The organism is Paraburkholderia sp. (assembly GCF_047605525.1).
Classification (GTDB): domain Bacteria; phylum Pseudomonadota; class Gammaproteobacteria; order Burkholderiales; family Burkholderiaceae; genus Paraburkholderia.
Genome location: NZ_JASGFN010000002.1, coordinates 156,438 through 172,649, shown reverse-complemented (window position 1 = coordinate 172,649; position 16,212 = coordinate 156,438). Strand labels below are relative to the sequence as shown.

The 16,212-nt window shown below is 63.8% G+C and carries 13 protein-coding genes; 2 read left to right on the top strand and 11 right to left on the bottom strand.

Annotated elements, in window-relative coordinates; translation table 11 throughout:
* From QM685_RS03120 to QM685_RS03105, 4 genes are all read right to left on the bottom strand, one after another.
* The gene (locus tag QM685_RS03120; RefSeq protein ID WP_415112620.1) at nucleotides 1-1,566 is read right to left on the bottom strand and encodes an ABC transporter substrate-binding protein; all 1,566 of its coding nucleotides are present in this window, start codon (nucleotides 1,564-1,566) and stop codon (nucleotides 1-3) included.
* Between the two features lie 143 nt (nucleotides 1,567-1,709).
* On the bottom strand, nucleotides 1,710-2,381 hold the full coding sequence (locus QM685_RS03115; protein ID WP_415112618.1) for an isochorismatase family cysteine hydrolase: 672 nt from the start codon (nucleotides 2,379-2,381) through the stop codon (nucleotides 1,710-1,712).
* A gap of 195 nt (nucleotides 2,382-2,576) precedes the next feature.
* The gene (locus QM685_RS03110; RefSeq protein ID WP_415112616.1) at nucleotides 2,577-3,659 is read right to left on the bottom strand and encodes a LacI family DNA-binding transcriptional regulator; all 1,083 of its coding nucleotides are present in this window, start codon (nucleotides 3,657-3,659) and stop codon (nucleotides 2,577-2,579) included.
* A gap of 229 nt (nucleotides 3,660-3,888) precedes the next feature.
* On the bottom strand, nucleotides 3,889-4,794 hold the full coding sequence (locus QM685_RS03105; protein ID WP_415112614.1) for a LysR family transcriptional regulator: 906 nt from the start codon (nucleotides 4,792-4,794) through the stop codon (nucleotides 3,889-3,891).
* Between the two features lie 97 nt (nucleotides 4,795-4,891).
* Between QM685_RS03105 and QM685_RS03100 the strand changes: the two genes are divergently transcribed.
* Nucleotides 4,892-8,467, top strand: coding sequence for an indolepyruvate ferredoxin oxidoreductase family protein (locus tag QM685_RS03100; RefSeq protein WP_415112612.1), 3,576 nt, complete (start codon nucleotides 4,892-4,894; stop codon nucleotides 8,465-8,467).
* Between the two features lie 20 nt (nucleotides 8,468-8,487).
* On the opposite strand, the gene metC is transcribed toward QM685_RS03100, so the two are convergent.
* The 7 genes from metC to QM685_RS03065 all read right to left on the bottom strand — a co-directional run bounded on the left by metC (nucleotide 8,488) and on the right by QM685_RS03065 (nucleotide 15,136).
* On the bottom strand, nucleotides 8,488-9,681 hold the full coding sequence (metC, locus tag QM685_RS03095) for a cystathionine beta-lyase (RefSeq protein ID WP_415112610.1): 1,194 nt from the start codon (nucleotides 9,679-9,681) through the stop codon (nucleotides 8,488-8,490).
* A gap of 75 nt (nucleotides 9,682-9,756) precedes the next feature.
* Nucleotides 9,757-11,346, bottom strand: a complete 1,590-nt coding sequence (locus QM685_RS03090) for a rhodanese-like domain-containing protein (RefSeq protein ID WP_415112608.1) — start codon at nucleotides 11,344-11,346, stop codon at nucleotides 9,757-9,759.
* A gap of 131 nt (nucleotides 11,347-11,477) precedes the next feature.
* Nucleotides 11,478-12,074 (bottom strand): hypothetical protein, encoded by a 597-nt coding sequence (locus QM685_RS03085; protein ID WP_415112606.1) that lies wholly within the window; start codon nucleotides 12,072-12,074, stop codon nucleotides 11,478-11,480.
* A 64-nt stretch (nucleotides 12,075-12,138) separates the two neighbouring features.
* Complete coding sequence (locus QM685_RS03080) at nucleotides 12,139-12,894, bottom strand: amino acid ABC transporter ATP-binding protein (RefSeq protein ID WP_415112604.1); 756 nt, start codon at nucleotides 12,892-12,894, stop codon at nucleotides 12,139-12,141.
* Nucleotides 12,895-12,912: 18 nt separating this feature from the next.
* Nucleotides 12,913-13,605, bottom strand: a complete 693-nt coding sequence (locus tag QM685_RS03075) for an amino acid ABC transporter permease (RefSeq protein ID WP_415112602.1) — start codon at nucleotides 13,603-13,605, stop codon at nucleotides 12,913-12,915.
* A 4-nt stretch (nucleotides 13,606-13,609) separates the two neighbouring features.
* Nucleotides 13,610-14,302: an amino acid ABC transporter permease gene (locus tag QM685_RS03070; RefSeq protein WP_415112600.1), complete on the bottom strand. Its 693-nt coding sequence runs from the start codon at nucleotides 14,300-14,302 to the stop codon at nucleotides 13,610-13,612.
* A gap of 9 nt (nucleotides 14,303-14,311) precedes the next feature.
* Nucleotides 14,312-15,136, bottom strand: coding sequence for a transporter substrate-binding domain-containing protein (locus QM685_RS03065; RefSeq protein ID WP_415112598.1), 825 nt, complete (start codon nucleotides 15,134-15,136; stop codon nucleotides 14,312-14,314).
* A gap of 195 nt (nucleotides 15,137-15,331) precedes the next feature.
* Here QM685_RS03065 and QM685_RS03060 point away from each other — a divergent pair, with 195 nt between their 5' ends.
* A complete protein-coding gene (locus QM685_RS03060; protein WP_415112596.1) occupies nucleotides 15,332-16,201 on the top strand; it encodes a LysR substrate-binding domain-containing protein in 870 nt (289 codons plus the stop codon).
* Nucleotides 16,202-16,212 lie beyond the last annotated feature (11 nt).

Sequence of the window (16,212 nt, the reverse complement as noted above, 5' to 3'; positions counted from 1 at the left end):
TCATGCGTTCGCGAGATAAACGTTGCCAAGCTTCAGCGAGAAGCCGGTGTTCACCTGGAAATCCCTGACGTTGCTGCGCCACAGGTTCTGCACTTCCAGCGCACCGATCCACACGGCCGGACAGTCGCGCGCCAGCACCTGCTGAAGCTTCGCGAGAATCGGCCCGAGCGCGGCCGGATCGTCGACCAGATAACTGTCGTCGATGAGCTTCAGTAATTCAGCGCTCTCGTAGCCGCTCGCTTTCCAGAGACTTTCGGTGGGCCGGAACAGCGCGTTCAGCAGATAGGTCGGCTCGGGCGGCGCGATAAAACCGGTCAATGCCGCCACGTGATTGCCGACCAGCACCTGCGAAATCATCTGGCCGAAATCGAGCGGATGCAGATTGACGCGCACGCCCAGCGACGCCAGTTGCGCCTGAATGAAAAGCGCGGTCGACGACGTATCGATCAGATACGCCGGCTGTACATAGAGCAGATCGAACGACGCGCCGCTCGCGTACTTCGAGCTTTTCAGCGCCGCTCGCGCATGCTCCGGATTGAACGCCAGGCTTGCCGCCGCGGCCGCGTCGTACCACGGCGAGTCCGGCGCGAACGGCATGCTGCTCGCTTTTACCGCGCCATAGCAGAGGTCACGGCAAATCCTCGCGCGCTCCAGCACGAGCGACACCGCGCGGCGAAACGCCGGGTCGTCGAACGGCGCCTTGCGATTGTTCAGACACATCATCAGCGGACTGGTCGGCGATGGACGGCTATCGCCCGCGAGGCCCGCCGAGGTGCGGATCTGCGCGAAGGTCTGCGCAGGCGGCGCGCTGATGATCTGCGTCTGGTCCGACATCAGCGACGCAAGCCGCGACGACTCTTCCGGAATGATGCGGAACACGACCTTGTCCCAATGCGGCTCGCCTTTAACCCAATAAGCCGGGTTGCGCTTCAGCTCGACGAAGTCGTTCGCCTTCGACTGCACGAAAATGGCCGGTCCGGTGCCGACACCGATCGGGGTCTGCCTGAAGTAGTCGGCCGGGTGCTGCTCGCGGCTGCCCACCGGGAAAATGCCCATGTATTTCGACATGTAGTCGAGCAACGGCCGGTAAGGCCGCTTGAGCCGGATCACCGCGGTATGCGCGTCCGGCGCGCCGACTGACTCGATCACCGTCCAGAACGGCCGGCGAAATGCCTTGTTCGCCGGATTCAGCACATATTCGAAGCTGTACTTCACATCCGCTGACGTGAACGGCTGACCGTTCTGAAAGCTTACGCCGCGCTGCAAATCGAACGTGTACGTCAGCTTGTCCGGCGAGATCGTCCATGCTCGCGCCAGTTGCGGCACCCGTTGACCGCGCGCGTCGACGCCGACCAGATTCTCGAAGATCAACTGGTTGATCGCCATCACGTCGTGATTGGGCTGGTTGATCGGATCGAGCGTCTGCGGATTGCTCGGAATAGCGACCGACAACACGCCCGCTTCAGCCGCAAGCACGCGGCCTTCGAATGCGAACGGCAGGGAAAGCCCTGCGATGCCCGCGGCGCCCGCGCGAAGCAGTTGTCGCCGCCTGTTGCTGAAAGTCATGAAATCCTCTGCCTTTTCAATGCCGCGCAATTCAGCCTGTTTCAGTGAATCGATTCACAGACAATAGTGAGGTTGGCGCGGCGAGTCAACTTTTCAAAAATATCGGAAACCCTGGCTGACAAATTCAGCGCTGTGCCGCGGCCCTAAGCGAGCAGCAACGACGCGTCGGCGAGCGACAGCACCGTCGTGCGCGAATCGAATGCGGTGGAGAAAAGATGGTCGTGCACGACCTGGTCCGGGTCGTAACAGCAATCCTTGACGGTGTACAGGCGGAAGTCCGCGTCGCTCGCGTAGGCGACCGACGACAGCACGACACCGGTCGACGCAATGCCGGCCATGATCAGCGTATCGACACCTTGCGCGGACAACCGTACTTGCAGATCGGTGCCGAAAAACACGCTGGCACGATGCCCGATGATGAGCGGTTCGTTGGCCCGCTGGCCGAGTTCCGGCGCGATCCTGTCATCGATGAAAAGGCCGAGTTGCTTGAGCCCTTGCCCATTTTTGTTCAACGGGCTGACTTCCGGATAGCCCAGACTGAACTGGATCTTCGCGAAATAGATGCCGACGCCCTTGGCCCGCGCGGCATCGCACAGCTTGCGCGTGTTGGCGAGCAAAGCAGGCGCGACAGACGGAAAGAGATTCAGAATGTCGGTCTGGTAATGCATGACCACGAGCGCCGTTTGCGCCGGCACGAGCGCCGCAATCGGCGCACTCACGCTCTGCGCGGACGCGGCGCTGATCCCGCCCTCTCCGCAACCATCGAGACCGAGCCCGGTCGCCACCGCGCCGGCCAGCACGCCTGCTGTTCTCATAAACCGCCGACGGCCTGCGCGGCCGCCTTCCTCGCTGTTGTCCCGCCCCGACTGTAACCCATTTTCCCTGCCATCCATACCGTGCTCCGGGTTTCGGTGAATCGATTCATTTGGTGCGTGCACGCAATGTCGGCGGCGAAAAATCCGCTGTCAAGCAACTTTGCGGTCGGATAAACCCTGGGGAATCGAATCCGGCTAGCGCTTTTTGCGGCGAGCCGGGCTGGGGGGTGCGCCGCACGACTCGCGCACGATCATCCGCATCGGATGTTTCGAGCGGCGGATGCCCAACGGCGCCGTGCCGTCGATCAACTGCAACATCATGTCCGCTGCTTCGCGGCCGACGTCGCGCGGGTTTTGCGTCACCACGGTCAACGCCGGCGACGCGATGCCCGAATACTCGTGCTCGCCGATGGAAATCACCGACAGGTCGGCCGGAATCGACAGCCCGGTTTCCCGCACGACTTCGAGCACGATGGCCACGTCGTTCAGCGTGGCGATGATGGCGGAAGGCCGCCCGGGACCGCCGAGCAGCGCGCGGCAGACGTCCTTGTTGAACGCGCTGGTGCGCAGCACGAGCGCCGGATCGGGCGCGATGCCGGCGGCCTCGCACGCGGCCTGATAGCCGCGCACCATCTCGCGGCCCACCCAGGTGTTTTCATGGCCGGCCAGAAGCGCAATGGAGCGATGGCCGAGCGACGCGAGATAGCGCACCGCTTGACGGCAGCCGTCGGCGTGATCGGTCAGCACCGAATTGAATTCGCCCTGGGCATCGCGCTCCCACAGCACGACCGGCATGTTCAGCGTGTGCAGGAAATTGAAATACGAAGGCGTCTCGTCGTCGGAAATCGCGCCGATGAATCCGTCGATGCGGCGCTGCTTGAGGCTCGACAGAATGGCGCGTTCGCGCTCGAGATCGTAATGGGAATTGGCGATCAGAATCTCGAAACCCCTTGCCCGCAGACGCTCTTCGGCCGCGCTCACCATCTGCGCGGCGGTGTGCTGGGTAATGTCGGAAATCAGACAGCCAATCGCGCTGGAACTGCCTTTGCGCATGCTTCGCGCCACCACGTTGGGCACGAAATTCAACTCGGCCATCGCGGCGCGCACCGCTTCCTGAATGGCCGGCGCCACATTCTCGCGACCGTTCAGCACACGCGACACCGAGCCGACCGACACCTTCGCGAGACGCGCGACGTCCTGCACGGTGGGCGAGCCCTGTGGGGATTTGCGGCTGCGCAACGCAGGCTGAACGGGTTTGCTGGCGCTCTCTTTGGGCATGGCGGAAGGCGGAGGGTGGTCGACCGATTCTCAATGAATCGATGCATCGAGCCGATTATAGTGCGTCCCGGCCCTGCCCCATGTCGGCGGTGCCTCGTGGCGCGAGCCGGTCACTGTTCGTGCGGAAGAAAACGACCGCGGGGTATGCGAAAAACAGATATGGCAGAAATCACCGGCATCCATTCAGGCAACGCATCCTGATTGTTATCAGGCAGATCACGCCCCGCTTTCAACTCCCGCATGCATGAATGAGGAACTGCTGAAACGCCACGGCCGGCGTATCCAGCGTTGCGCCTTTGCGCCATAACATGCCCGCATCCATCTGCGGAATCGCGTTGAGAATCGGCCGCGCGTCGATCCGCTTGCCTTCCAGCGACCACGGACGAAACACCATGTCGGACAGAATCGTCACGCCGAAGCCATGCGCGACCAGACCGCGCAGCGCTTCCATCGAACTGGTGCGAAACGCGATATTCGGCTCCACATCGTTCTGCTTCCAGTAACGCAGCGTGGACTGCTCGCCTTCGTCTACCGTGATCAGAATGTACGGATAATCCGCGATATCCGCGAGCGAAGGCGCATTGAGTTGCGCGAGCGGATGGGTGGGCGCGGTCCACAACTGCCGGCGCGAGCGGATCAGTACATGGTGGCGAAAACGCCTGAGATTTTCGACATTCGACAACAGCACGATCCCCAGATCGACGTCGCCGGCGAGCACGGCCTGTTCGATCGACTCGCGGTCGAGATCATGCAGATCGATCACGACGTCGGGGTACGTCGCACGAAAACGCGCCAGCAACTCGGGCAGAAAATAACCCAGCACCGTATACGACGCCGCGATGCGCACGGTTCCTTTCAGATCGTGCGAACGGAACGGCGCCTTGTAGAGCGCATCGCGCACCGAATCGAGTATGTGTCTCGCGTGATTCAGAAAATCGTGCCCGTCGGGCGTCAACGCGACGCCCTGGGGCAGGCGCTCGAAGAGCCGCGTACCCAGGGTTTGCTCCAGTGCCAGCACCGCATTGGTGATCGCCGATTGCGACACATGCTCGGCCGTCGCCGCCATCGAAAACTGGCCGTTCTGGGCTGCCGCCACGAAGTAACGCATCTGCCGCAGGGTAACGTCTTTTGACATGTGTTTTTCGAATAGCAGAATTCGATATTCGTGATTTTACGTTGGAAATTCCGCTTCCTATACTCCGCCTCAAATCAAGCCGCCGGAGACCTCCACGATGAACGCCCCGCTCACGCCCCCGCTGCGCGACGCGCTCGCCGACGTATCGCTCGACGACAAATACACGCTCGACAAGGGACGCGTCTACATGAGCGGTACCCAGGCGCTGGTGCGGTTGCCCATGCTGCAGAAGGCGCGCGACTGCCGCGCCGGCCTCAACACCGCGGGCTACGTGTCCGGCTACCGCGGCTCGCCGCTCGGCGCGCTCGATCAGGGTTTATGGAAAGCAAAAAAACATCTGCAGGAACACGACGTCGTGTTTCAGCCGGGGGTCAACGAGGATCTTGCGGCAACGGCGGTATGGGGCACGCAGCAGCTCAACCTCTGGCCGGGCGCGAAGGTCGACGGCGTATTCGGCATGTGGTATGGCAAGGGGCCCGGTGTAGATCGCACCGGCGACGTCTTCAAGCACGCGAATTCGGCCGGCACCGATCCGCATGGCGGCGTGCTGGTGCTGGCGGGCGACGACCACGCGGCGAAGTCGTCGTCGGTCGCGCATCAATCCGAGCACATGTTCGTGGCAAGCGGCATTCCGGTGCTGTATCCGGCCAACGTGCAGGAATATCTCGACTACGGTCTGCACGGCTGGGCGATGAGCCGCTACGCGGGTCTGTGGGTCGCGATGAAATGCGTGACGGACGTGGTCGAATCGAGCGCGTCGGTGGATATCGACCCGGACCGCCTGCGGATCGTCCTGCCGGACGACTTCGAGATGCCCGAAGGCGGCCTCAATATCCGCTGGCCCGATCCGCCGCTCGCGCAGGAGGCGCGCCTGCTCAACTACAAGTGGTACGCGGCGCTGGCCTACGTTCGCGCGAACGGGCTGAACCGCGTGGTAATCGACAGCCCCAATCCACGCATCGGCATCATGACCGCGGGCAAGGCGTATCTCGACGTGCGGCAGGCGCTCGCCGACCTCTCGCTCGACGACGCAACCTGCGCCCGCATCGGCCTGCGCGTGCTGAAAGTGGGTTGCGTCTGGCCGCTCGATGCGCAGAACGCGCGCGACTTCGCGACCGGGCTCGACGAGATTCTGGTGGTCGAAGAAAAACGCCAGATTCTCGAATATGCGCTCAAAGAGGAACTCTACAACTGGCGCGACGACGTGCGCCCGAAGGTATTCGGCAAGTTCGATCAGCGCGACGACGAAGGCGGTGAATGGTCCGTGCCGCGCGGACAGACTCTACTGCCCGCGCACTATGAACTGTCGCCCGCGTTGATCGCGAAAGCGATCGCCCGGCGTCTTGCCAGGGTCGATCTGCCCGCCGATCTGCGGGCGCGGATCGACGCGCGGGTCGCCGTGATCGAGGCCAAGGAGCGTGAGGCGGCCACGCCGCGTGCCGTGACCGAGCGGCAGCCGTGGTTCTGTTCGGGCTGCCCGCACAACACGTCGACACGCGTGCCGGAAGGCTCGCGCGCACTGGCCGGCATCGGCTGCCACTACATGTCGATGTGGATGGACCGCAACACGGAGACCTTCAGCCAGATGGGCGGCGAAGGCGTCGCATGGACCGGCCAGATGCATTTCACGAACGAGCGCCACGTGTTCGTCAATCTGGGCGACGGCACCTATTTCCATTCGGGTCTGCTCGCGATTCGCGCGTCCATTGCGGCTCGCGCGAACGTCACCTACAAGGTGCTCTACAACGACGCGGTCGCGATGACCGGCGGCCAGCCGGTGGACGGCGTGCTGACCGTCCCGCAGATCGCGTTTCAGGTCGTTGCCGATGGCGCCGCGCACGTGCTGATCGTGACCGACGAGCCGGCGAAGTACGACGCGAACGTTCGTCTTCCCGATGGCGTGAAGGTCTATCACCGCGACGAACTCGACCGGTTGCAACGCGAGTTGCGCGAGACGGCGGGTACCTCGATTCTGATCTACGACCAGACCTGCGCGACCGAAAAGCGCCGGCGCCGCAAACGCGGCACCTGGCCCGATCCGGCGAAGCGCGCTTTTATCAACGACGCGGTGTGCGAAGGTTGCGGCGACTGCTCGGTGCAATCGAACTGCCTGTCGGTCGAGCCGCTGCAAACGTTGCTCGGCACCAAAAGAAAGATCAACCAGTCGTCGTGCAATAAAGACTTCTCGTGCGTGAAAGGCTTCTGTCCGAGTTTCGTCACGGCAGAAGGCGCACAGGTGAAGAAGCCCGCCAAACCTGCCTCGGCTGGCGCGTTGCCCGATTTCACCGCCCTGCCCCGGCCCGCGATTGCTTCACTCGCGAGACCGTACGGCGTGCTGGTGACCGGCGTCGGCGGAACCGGCGTCGTGACGATCGGCGGCCTGCTCGGCATGGCGGCTCACCTCGAAAACAAGGGTGTCACCGTGCTCGATATGGCCGGGCTCGCGCAGAAAGGCGGTGCCGTGCTCAGTCACGTGCAGATCGCCGCGGCCCCCGACCAGTTGCATGCGACGCGGATTGCGGCCGGTGAGGCGCGCCTGATTCTCGGCTGCGATGCGATCGTTTCCGCATCCGCCGAAGTGCTGGCACGCACGCAGCGCGGCATGACGAAAGCGGCGATCAACAGCGGCGCCACGCCGACCGCGCAATTCGTGCGGGACCCGCACTGGCGTTTTCCGGCCGATCAGACACACCGGGATCTGCGCGCGAGCATCGGCGATGATTGCGACTTCATCGACGCCAATCGTCTCGCCCTCGCGCTGCTAGGCGACACGCTCTACGCCAATCCGCTGTTGCTCGGCTTTGCATGGCAACGCGGCTGGCTGCCGCTCGGCTACGACAGTCTCGATCGCGCGATCGAACTGAACGGCGTGGCCGTCGAAAAGAATCGTCTGGCGTTCGAATGGGGACGCTACGTCGCGCAGCACGGCAAAACCGCCGCGGATGCTTTTACATCGGTGCCCACGGCGCAGCAGGCCATTATCTTACAGATGCCGGAATCGCTGGATCGTCTGATCGAGCGCAACGTCGAGCGGTTGAGTGCCTATCAGAACCCGCGTTATGCGGCGCGCTATGTTGAAGCCGTCGAGCGACTGCGCACGAAGGAAGCGGCTGTGATGGGCGGCGCGAAACCGCGCCTGTCGCTGGCGGTCGCGCGCAACCTCGCGAAACTGATGACCTACAAGGACGAATACGAAGTAGCCCGTCTCTACGCCGATCCGGCCTACATGGATAAGCTGCGCGCACAGTTCGAAGGCGAGCCGGGCCGCGATTACAGGCTGGTGTTCCATCTCGCGCCGCCGTTGCTCGCCGGACGCGACGAACACGGCCGACTGAAGAAGCAGCGCTTCGGGCAATGGATGCTCACGATGTTCCGCGTGCTCGAAAAATTCAGGTTCCTGCGCGGCACCGCGTTCGACGTATTCGGCGGGACGGAAGAGCGGCGCACTGAACGTGAGTTGATCGAGCAGTACTTCGCGCTGATCGACGAATGGTGCGCGACGCTCGATACCGTCCGGTTCGACACGGCCATGAAGCTCGCCAATCTGCCTGACGAGATTCGCGGTTTCGGTCATGTCAAGGAGCGCAGCCTACTCGCCGCGGCAACGAAGCGCGAACGCTGGCTTGCCGAGTACCGGACCCCGGCGGCCAGCAGGTCAGCCGTTTCGTCGTGACCGTGATCGCGCGGGCGTACTCAGAACCGTTCGCCCATCCGCGCAAACGCTCGCGAGAGATCGTCGATGAGATCCCGCGGATCCTCCAGGCCGATGTGAAGCCGTACGATAGGTCCGGCACTCGACCAGTCGGCGCATGTGCGAGTACTCGCGACCCTGGCGACGGTCGCGAGGCTCTCGAAACCGCCCCAGGACGCTCCGATGCCGAAGAGCTCGAGCGAATCGACGAAGCATGCGGCCGCGGCCGGACTGGCGCCGGCGAACTCGAAGGAGATCAGGCCGTTGGTGCCGGTGCAATCGCGTTGCCACAGCGAATGGCCGGGATCATCGGCAAGTGCCGGACAGTACACGCGCGCGACGGCGGGATGGGCGGCGAGCCACTGCGCCACTTCGAGTGCGTGACGTTCATGCATCGCCAGACGGGCGGCCAGCGTGCGCGTGCCGCGCAGTACGAGGTATGCGTCGTCGGGACTGACCGCGACGCCTTGCGCGTCGCACATCCTGGCGACCGGTTGCCATGCATCCCGGGTGGTCGTCAACGTCCCCATCATGACGTCCGAGTGCCCGCTGAGGTATTTGGTCGCGGCCATCACGGAGACGTCGGCGCCCAGTGCGAGCGGCCGGTACTGCATACCCGAGCCCCACGTATTGTCGGCGACCAGCAGCGCGCCATGACGATGCGCGATTTCGGCCAGCGCCGGCAGGTCGCACATCTCGTAGACGAGCGAGCCTGGGCATTCGACGTAGACCAGCTTCGTGGCGGGTCTCATCTGCCGCGCGAGGTCGCTGCCGTCAGCGAGAAAGTACGTCACCTCGACACCCCACGGCCGCAGGAACGTGTCGACGAAATGGCGCAGTGGCTGATAGACGCAGTCGGCGATCAGCACGTGATCGCCGGGCCTCGCGAACGCCATGAATACCATCGAAATCGCGGCCAGTCCGGTCGGGAAGAGTCGCGTGCGATAACCGCCTTCGAGCTGCGCGACGACATCTTCCAGCGCGAAGGCAGTGGGGTTGCCGCGCGCGCCGTAGGTGAACATCCGCTCGCTGTCACGCCTGCGGCGGGCATCGTCGAGCGCATCCGTCGACTCGAACAGAACGGTGGACGCCCGCACGATCGGCGGATTGACGGCGCGTCCGCCTTCGAAAACAGGCGACATGCCGCCCTTGACGAGGCGAGTGGCCAAACCTTGCGATGAGAATTTCGATGACATGTCTGTTCCGGTTGTAATGACCGGACGTCGAGCGTCCGGCAGATTCGATCTCATGTTCGCAAAAGCAATCGACGCTTACGGCGCCACGGCGTCCGGACCGACCTTGAAGCCAGCCAGCTCCTGCGCATCGAGTTGCGCGAGCAGTCCCGTTTCCCATGCAAGGTATTGCCGGGCCGCCGCCTTGTTGCCATCGTGCCGGTCGTGCACGAAGAACAGATAGTCGATGCACTCGCTGTCGGGAGGAAGCTCGGGTGTGACTTCGACGGGCCGCCCCGCTCCGCTCCACGCGGCAAAACCGCCGGCCAGCAGCGCGATGCGCGCGTTGCCGCGCGGCGCATGCCGGCGCCAGTCGGCGGCCGCGAGTTGCGCGACGCGTTCGTCGTCGGCCACCAGCACGATATCAAGACCGGCGGCGAATACGGGTGGGCGCGAGCGAATGGCCCACGTCGAGCCTGGCACGTGCGCGCATCGATAGGCCATGCTCGGCCGCAGATCGACGACTTGCGCCGTTCCGGCCGCCAGCGCATCGGCAAGGGCCTCGACGCTGACGCGAGGCAATGCCGGCGGCACGGCCGCGGCGGGCACGGGCAACGATGCGCCGCTCGCGATGCCGTCGCGCAGCACGTAGGCGTCGTGCCCCATCAGGCGCAACCAGCTCGCGACAATCGCGGCACGCACGCCGTCGGCGTCGAAAAGGACCAGACGCGCGTGACGTACGCCGATGTACTGATCGGTCGCCTGGATCAACTGGCCGCCCGGCGTATGCTGCGCACCGGGCAGACTGCCCTCGGCGAATTCCTCCGGCGTGCGGATGTCGCACAGGAACAGGCTGTGCGTGCGTTCGTCGACCCAGCGCGCGAGAGTGGCGCTGTCGATGTAGGGAACGGTAAAGCGCTCGGCGAGTCGATGGCTCGCGCGTCGCATGTCTTCGACCGCGGCGGGCGTGACCGCGTCGGGATAGCGGCGCGTACTGCCGTGCTCGAGCGGAAAGTCTTCCAGGAACCAGCCCTGCGTGCCGTTCTCGAGCGCCATGACGGGATTCGGAATGCCCAGATTGATCAGCGTCTGCGCGCCGATGATGCTGCGCGTGCGCCCCGCGCAATTGACGACGATGGGCGTATCCGGACTCGGCACCAGTTCGCGGATACGGTAACCCAACTCACCGTTGGGGCAGCAGATCGACGACGGAATCGTCATCTTCAGGTACTCGTTGACCGGCCGACCGTCGACGATCACGACCTCGGCGCCCGAGTCGCGCATTGCCGCGAGTTCGCGCGCGGTGACGCGGGGCGTATGGAACGCCGCTTCGACGAGTTCACCAAAAGCCTTGGACCGCACGTTCACACCGGCGAACAGCGTATAGCCCGCGCGCGTCCAGCCCGGCGTGCCGTCCTCCAGCACGTGCACGTCGGTATAACCGAGAGCTTCGAGGCGTTCGGCGGCGTCGAACGCCACGGTGCCGTCGCCGTCGTACACGACCACGCGTGCCACGCGGCGCGGCGCGAGGCGCGGAGCGTCGATCTCGAGCCGGCTGAACGGTAAGGACACGGCGTAGAACAGATGGGCTTCGCCGTACTGGCCGTGCTCGCGCACATCGAACAGCGCGATTTCGGCGCCGTCGTGCAGCCAGGCTTTCAGGTCTTTTGCGGTAACCAGCGATGTCATGACGATAAGAGATCGAATCGAAAGGATGAACGGGGCCGCACCGCGAGCAACGCTTGCGGTGGGCGGCAACAGGGTGTGTCAGGCAAGGCGGGCTCCGGGGCGGCGACGGTGCCGCCCGGAACGCGCGCGAATCAGCGGCGCGTTTTGACGCCGATGTCCATGATCTGATAGCGGCCGGTGGCCAGATCGAACGTGATGCGCTGGGTCAGCGTTTCGAGCGCGCGACCGTACATGTGCAGATGGCGTATCGGTGCGTCGCCCTTGATCTCGACGGCATGGATGTCGTCGGCCGCGAGCGCGATGCCGTGACCCGGATCGACGACTACGGTGTCGGCCACCTCCAGTGTGCCGACGCCGGGGATGCTGCCGTCGTCGGTGCGGCGATAGACGTAGTTGTACTCCGTCCCCTCGACCGCGGCGATGCATGCCCACGTCGTATGGTTGTGCGGTGTGATCTTCTTGCCGGGACGCATGACGTTCAGGTACAGCGCGTAGCTCTGGTTCGCGTCTTCCGAAATCAGATAACGCGCCTGCAACTCGCCTTCGGCCGGCGGCGGGAACTCATCCTCCTGCCAGAACGCAGTATTCGCGGCGAGGGCCTTGACCTCTTCGAGCACGGCCGCCAGCGCGGCGCGAGTCTCGCCCTCGCGTGCCAGCGTGGCCTTCATGGCGGCAATGGACGCGGCGACGGCGGCCTGACGTTGTTGAGGAAGGGACGGCGTGGACATAACAGGATTCTCCGAACGGTATTGAGCAAAAGTGAGTCGTCGAGTCGGTGAGGCGATCAGCGGCTCAGCCGACCAGGTTGGCGGCGTGAGACGCGGGGCGCAGCACGTCTTGCAAAAAGCGCTGCGCGCGTGCATGGGCGGGACGATCGAAGAACTGCGCGGGCGGCCCGTCCTCGAGCAATTCGCCCTGGTCCATGAACCAGACACGGCTCGCGACTTCCCGCGCGAAGCCCATCTCGTGGGTGACGATCATCATCGTCATGCCTTCGTCCGCCAGCGAGCGCATCACCTGCAGCACTTCCTGCACCATCTCGGGATCGAGCGCGCTGGTCGGTTCGTCGAACAGCATGAGCGGCGGCTTCATCGCCAGTGCCCGCGCGATCGCCACCCGCTGCTGCTGGCCGCCGGACAGATTGGCCGGCATCGCGTCGATCCGGTTGGCCAGCCCGACCTTGGCGAGCAGCGTCTCGGCCTGGGCGACGGCCTCGTCGCGCGACATGCCGAGTACCCGGGTCGGCCCAAGAATCAGGTTCTGCCGCACGGAAAGGTTCTGGAACAGGTTGAAGCTCTGGAATACGAAACCGATTCGCGCCCGCAGCCGGTTGACGTTGCTGTCGCGCGCGGCGACGTCGCGCCCCTCGAACAGGATGCGTCCGCTCTGGATTGCCTCGAGGCGCGTCACGGTACGGATCAACGTCGATTTTCCGGACCCTGACGGACCGCACACCACGACGACTTCCCCGCGGCTGATCTTCGCGTCGATTCCCTTCAGCACGTGGTAGGTGCCGTAATACTTGTTTACGTTCTCGAATGCGAGCATGGTGTAGTGGTCTCCTGATTACGCGAGCCCGATGCGATGACGGGCGACGCGGCGCTCCAGCCACCCGGCGAAGCGGGAGATGGCGAAGCACAGCACGAAATAGAAAGCGGCGAGCACCAGGAAGGTCTGCAAGGGCCTGGTCAACGTGATCGTGTTCACCTGGGCCGCCGAATAGGTGAGTTCAGGTACACCGATCACGTACGCAAGCGAGGTCGCCTTGATGATCGACACGGACTGGTTCACGATCGACGGCAGCATGTTGGCGAGCGCTTGCGGCAACTGCACATAGCGCATGCTCTGCAACCACGACAGACCGTTCGAGCGGGCCGACTCCATCTGGCCGCGTGGCAGGCTTTCGAGGCCGGCGCGCACGATCTGCGCGAGAAACGCGCTCTCGTAGACGATGATCGCGCACACCGCGGTGGTGAAGGCCGAGACTTCGGCGCCCACCAGCAGCGGTACGGCGAAATACGCCCAGAAGATGATCAGCAGCAGCGGGATACCGCGCACGAGGCGCGTCCACGCGCCGGCACCGGTGCGGAGCCAGCGCCACGGCGAGACCTGCGCCATGCCGATGGCGATCGCGAGCGGAAACGATGCGACGAGCCCGAGCGCCGCCAGGACCAGCGTATTTGCGACGCCGCCGAGCGGGCCGTTCGGCCATGCGCCGACGAGGAATAGCGCGAGGTGGTCATGCAGGATTTCAAACATGACGTCAGGCTCCTGTGGGCGCCGCGCGGCGTTTGACGAAGTGTTCCGAAAGCGCCATCAGCGCCAGCGTGCCGATCAGATACAGAACCGTGGCCACAAGGAAGATATCGAAGGTGCGGAACGTGAGGTTGTCGATCTGCTTCGTGCGGTAAAGCAGTTCGTGCACGCCGATCGCCATTGCCAGCGAGCTGTTCTTGAACAGCAGCAGCGCCTGGTTGAGCAACGCCGGAAGCGCGGCCCGGATGCCCTGCGGCAGGATCACGTAGCGCAGCGACTGCAGATACGTGAGGCCGATCGACCACGCCGCCTCCTGCTGGGTATGGGGTATGGCGCGCAGCCCGGAGCGGATGTCCTCGGAGACGAAAGCGCCCGAGTTCAGCGAAAGCGCGACGGCGGCGAGAAAGAACTCGGTATTGCCCGCGTTGATCCATAGCTTGAGCGATTCCGGCAGGATCTGCGGCACGCCGAAATACCAGACGAGAATCTGCACCAGTACCGGCACGTTGCGATGGTATTCGACGATCACCACGACGAGCGCCTTGCACAGGCGGATCGGCAATGCGCGCAAGGTTGCGAGCACGATGCCGATCACGCTTGCCATCAGGCCCGAGACGACGAACAGGCGCATCGTGGTCAGCACGCCGTTGCGTAACAGCGTCAGGTAACCGTCGCCGAGAAGGAACGAGAAATCGAACATTGTTCTGGATCACTGTGCCTTGATGGGTTCGACCTTGTAGTCGCGCGTGAACTTATAGACGGAGTTCGTGCCGAGCCACTTGTCGAAGCTCGTCTGCAGGCCGTTGGACTTCTCGTAGTCGAGCAGAATCCTGTTGACGGCCGCCATCAACGCGGGTTCGTTCTTGTTCATCACCACGCCCCAGCGCTCCTCGAACACCGGGGTGGCGAGCAGCCGATATTGCTGGCCGTGGCTCTGTGCCGCCTCGTTGGCAAAGCGCGCGAGGATGAGCTGGCCCGCGACGAGGCCGTCGACCTTGTGTTGCTGCAACGCGAGATAGGCGGACGAAATGTCGTGAAAGGTCAGCAGGTTCGAGTCGGGCAGGCGTGTCACCGCGACCGCCGCCGAACTCGAGCCTTCGGACGCGGCGATCTTCTTGCCGGCGAGCTGATCGAGCGTCTGGATCGGCGAATCGGCGCGCACCAGCACACGAATCGGCGCGACGAAGTACTGGTCGCTGAAGTCGACCTGCGCGGCGCGCGCCGGCATCCACGCCATCGCGGCGGCCAGCAGGTCGACCCGATGGGTCTTGAGTTCCGCGATTCGCGCATCGGTCGACAGCGCGCGCTGGTCGAGTTTCACGCCGAGGCCCTGCGCGAGCGCGCGGCAAACGTCGACGTCGAAACCGACGATCTGTCGCGTGGCGGTATCGGGAAAGGCATAAGGTTCGCTGGCATTCTGCGTGCCGCACACGAGCGTGCCGCGCGCCTTGATGTCGGCCAGCGCGTCGGCGTGCGCGACGCCGGCGGCGACAGTCGTCGTGAAGATAAGAACAGCCAGTTTTCGTTGCCACATGGTCTTTCGTCTCCGATTGAATAAAGCTGATTCCGCGGTTCGACGTCACGCGGGGTGACCGCGCGGCGTGCCGACGTTATTGCCAATCCCTTAAATATTGCTTGAGTGTCGAGCAGGTTATCCGTGAGAATGACGGGCAACAATTTAATTCTTAACGCGAAAACATTAAGAATTCTGAAGTGAGCGAAGCGGGTGATGCGAAACCTCGATATCGATTTGTTGCGCACTTTCGTCGCGATTGCACAGCACGAAACTTTCGCGGCGGCGGCCGAGCGCGTGGGCCGCACGCAGTCCGCGGTGACGCAGCAGATGCAGCGGCTCGAACAGGAGATGGGGTGCGCGCTCTTCGAAAAGCGTGGGCGGCACAAGTCGATGACGCCCGACGGGACGCGGCTGATTGCCTACGCGCACAAGATCCTCGCGTTGAACGATCAGGCGGTGCAGGTGATACAGACGCGTGGGCCCATCGAGAAAATTCGCATCGGCTCGCCACACGACGTGGCCGACTCGATCCTGCCGAATCTTCTGCGGCGTCTATCGAAGCTCTCGCCCGAGTTGCAGATGGAGATCAACGTCGGCCGTAGTCCGTTCCTGATGGATGCGCTGCGCGACAAGGAACTGGATCTGGCGATTTCCACGCGCTACGACGATGCGTTTCCGGGAATCAAGCTGCGTACTTCGCCGATGGTATGGATCTGCGCGGAAGACTTCATCTTCGACGCAAGCGCGCCCGTGCCACTGGTGATGGCCGACGAACTAAGCCTGTTTCGCCAGGTGTCGATCTCGTGTCTCGACGCGCGCCAGATCCTGTGGCGAACCAGTTATATCTCGCCGACGCTCGTGGGGATCAAGGCGGCGATCAGCGCCGGTTTGGGTGTGACCGCGCGCACCACCGAATTGCTCGACGCGAACATGCGTGTGCTGACCGAAGCGGACGGTCTGCCGCGCCTGCCGGAAGTCGCGTTTTATCTTTATGTGCAGCCCAGTTGTACGAGCCCGATTCTGCGCGAACTATTCGATTCGAACGAACACATTGCGACGCGTTTCGGTCCGCAGTTCGTATGAGCGGTGCGTCA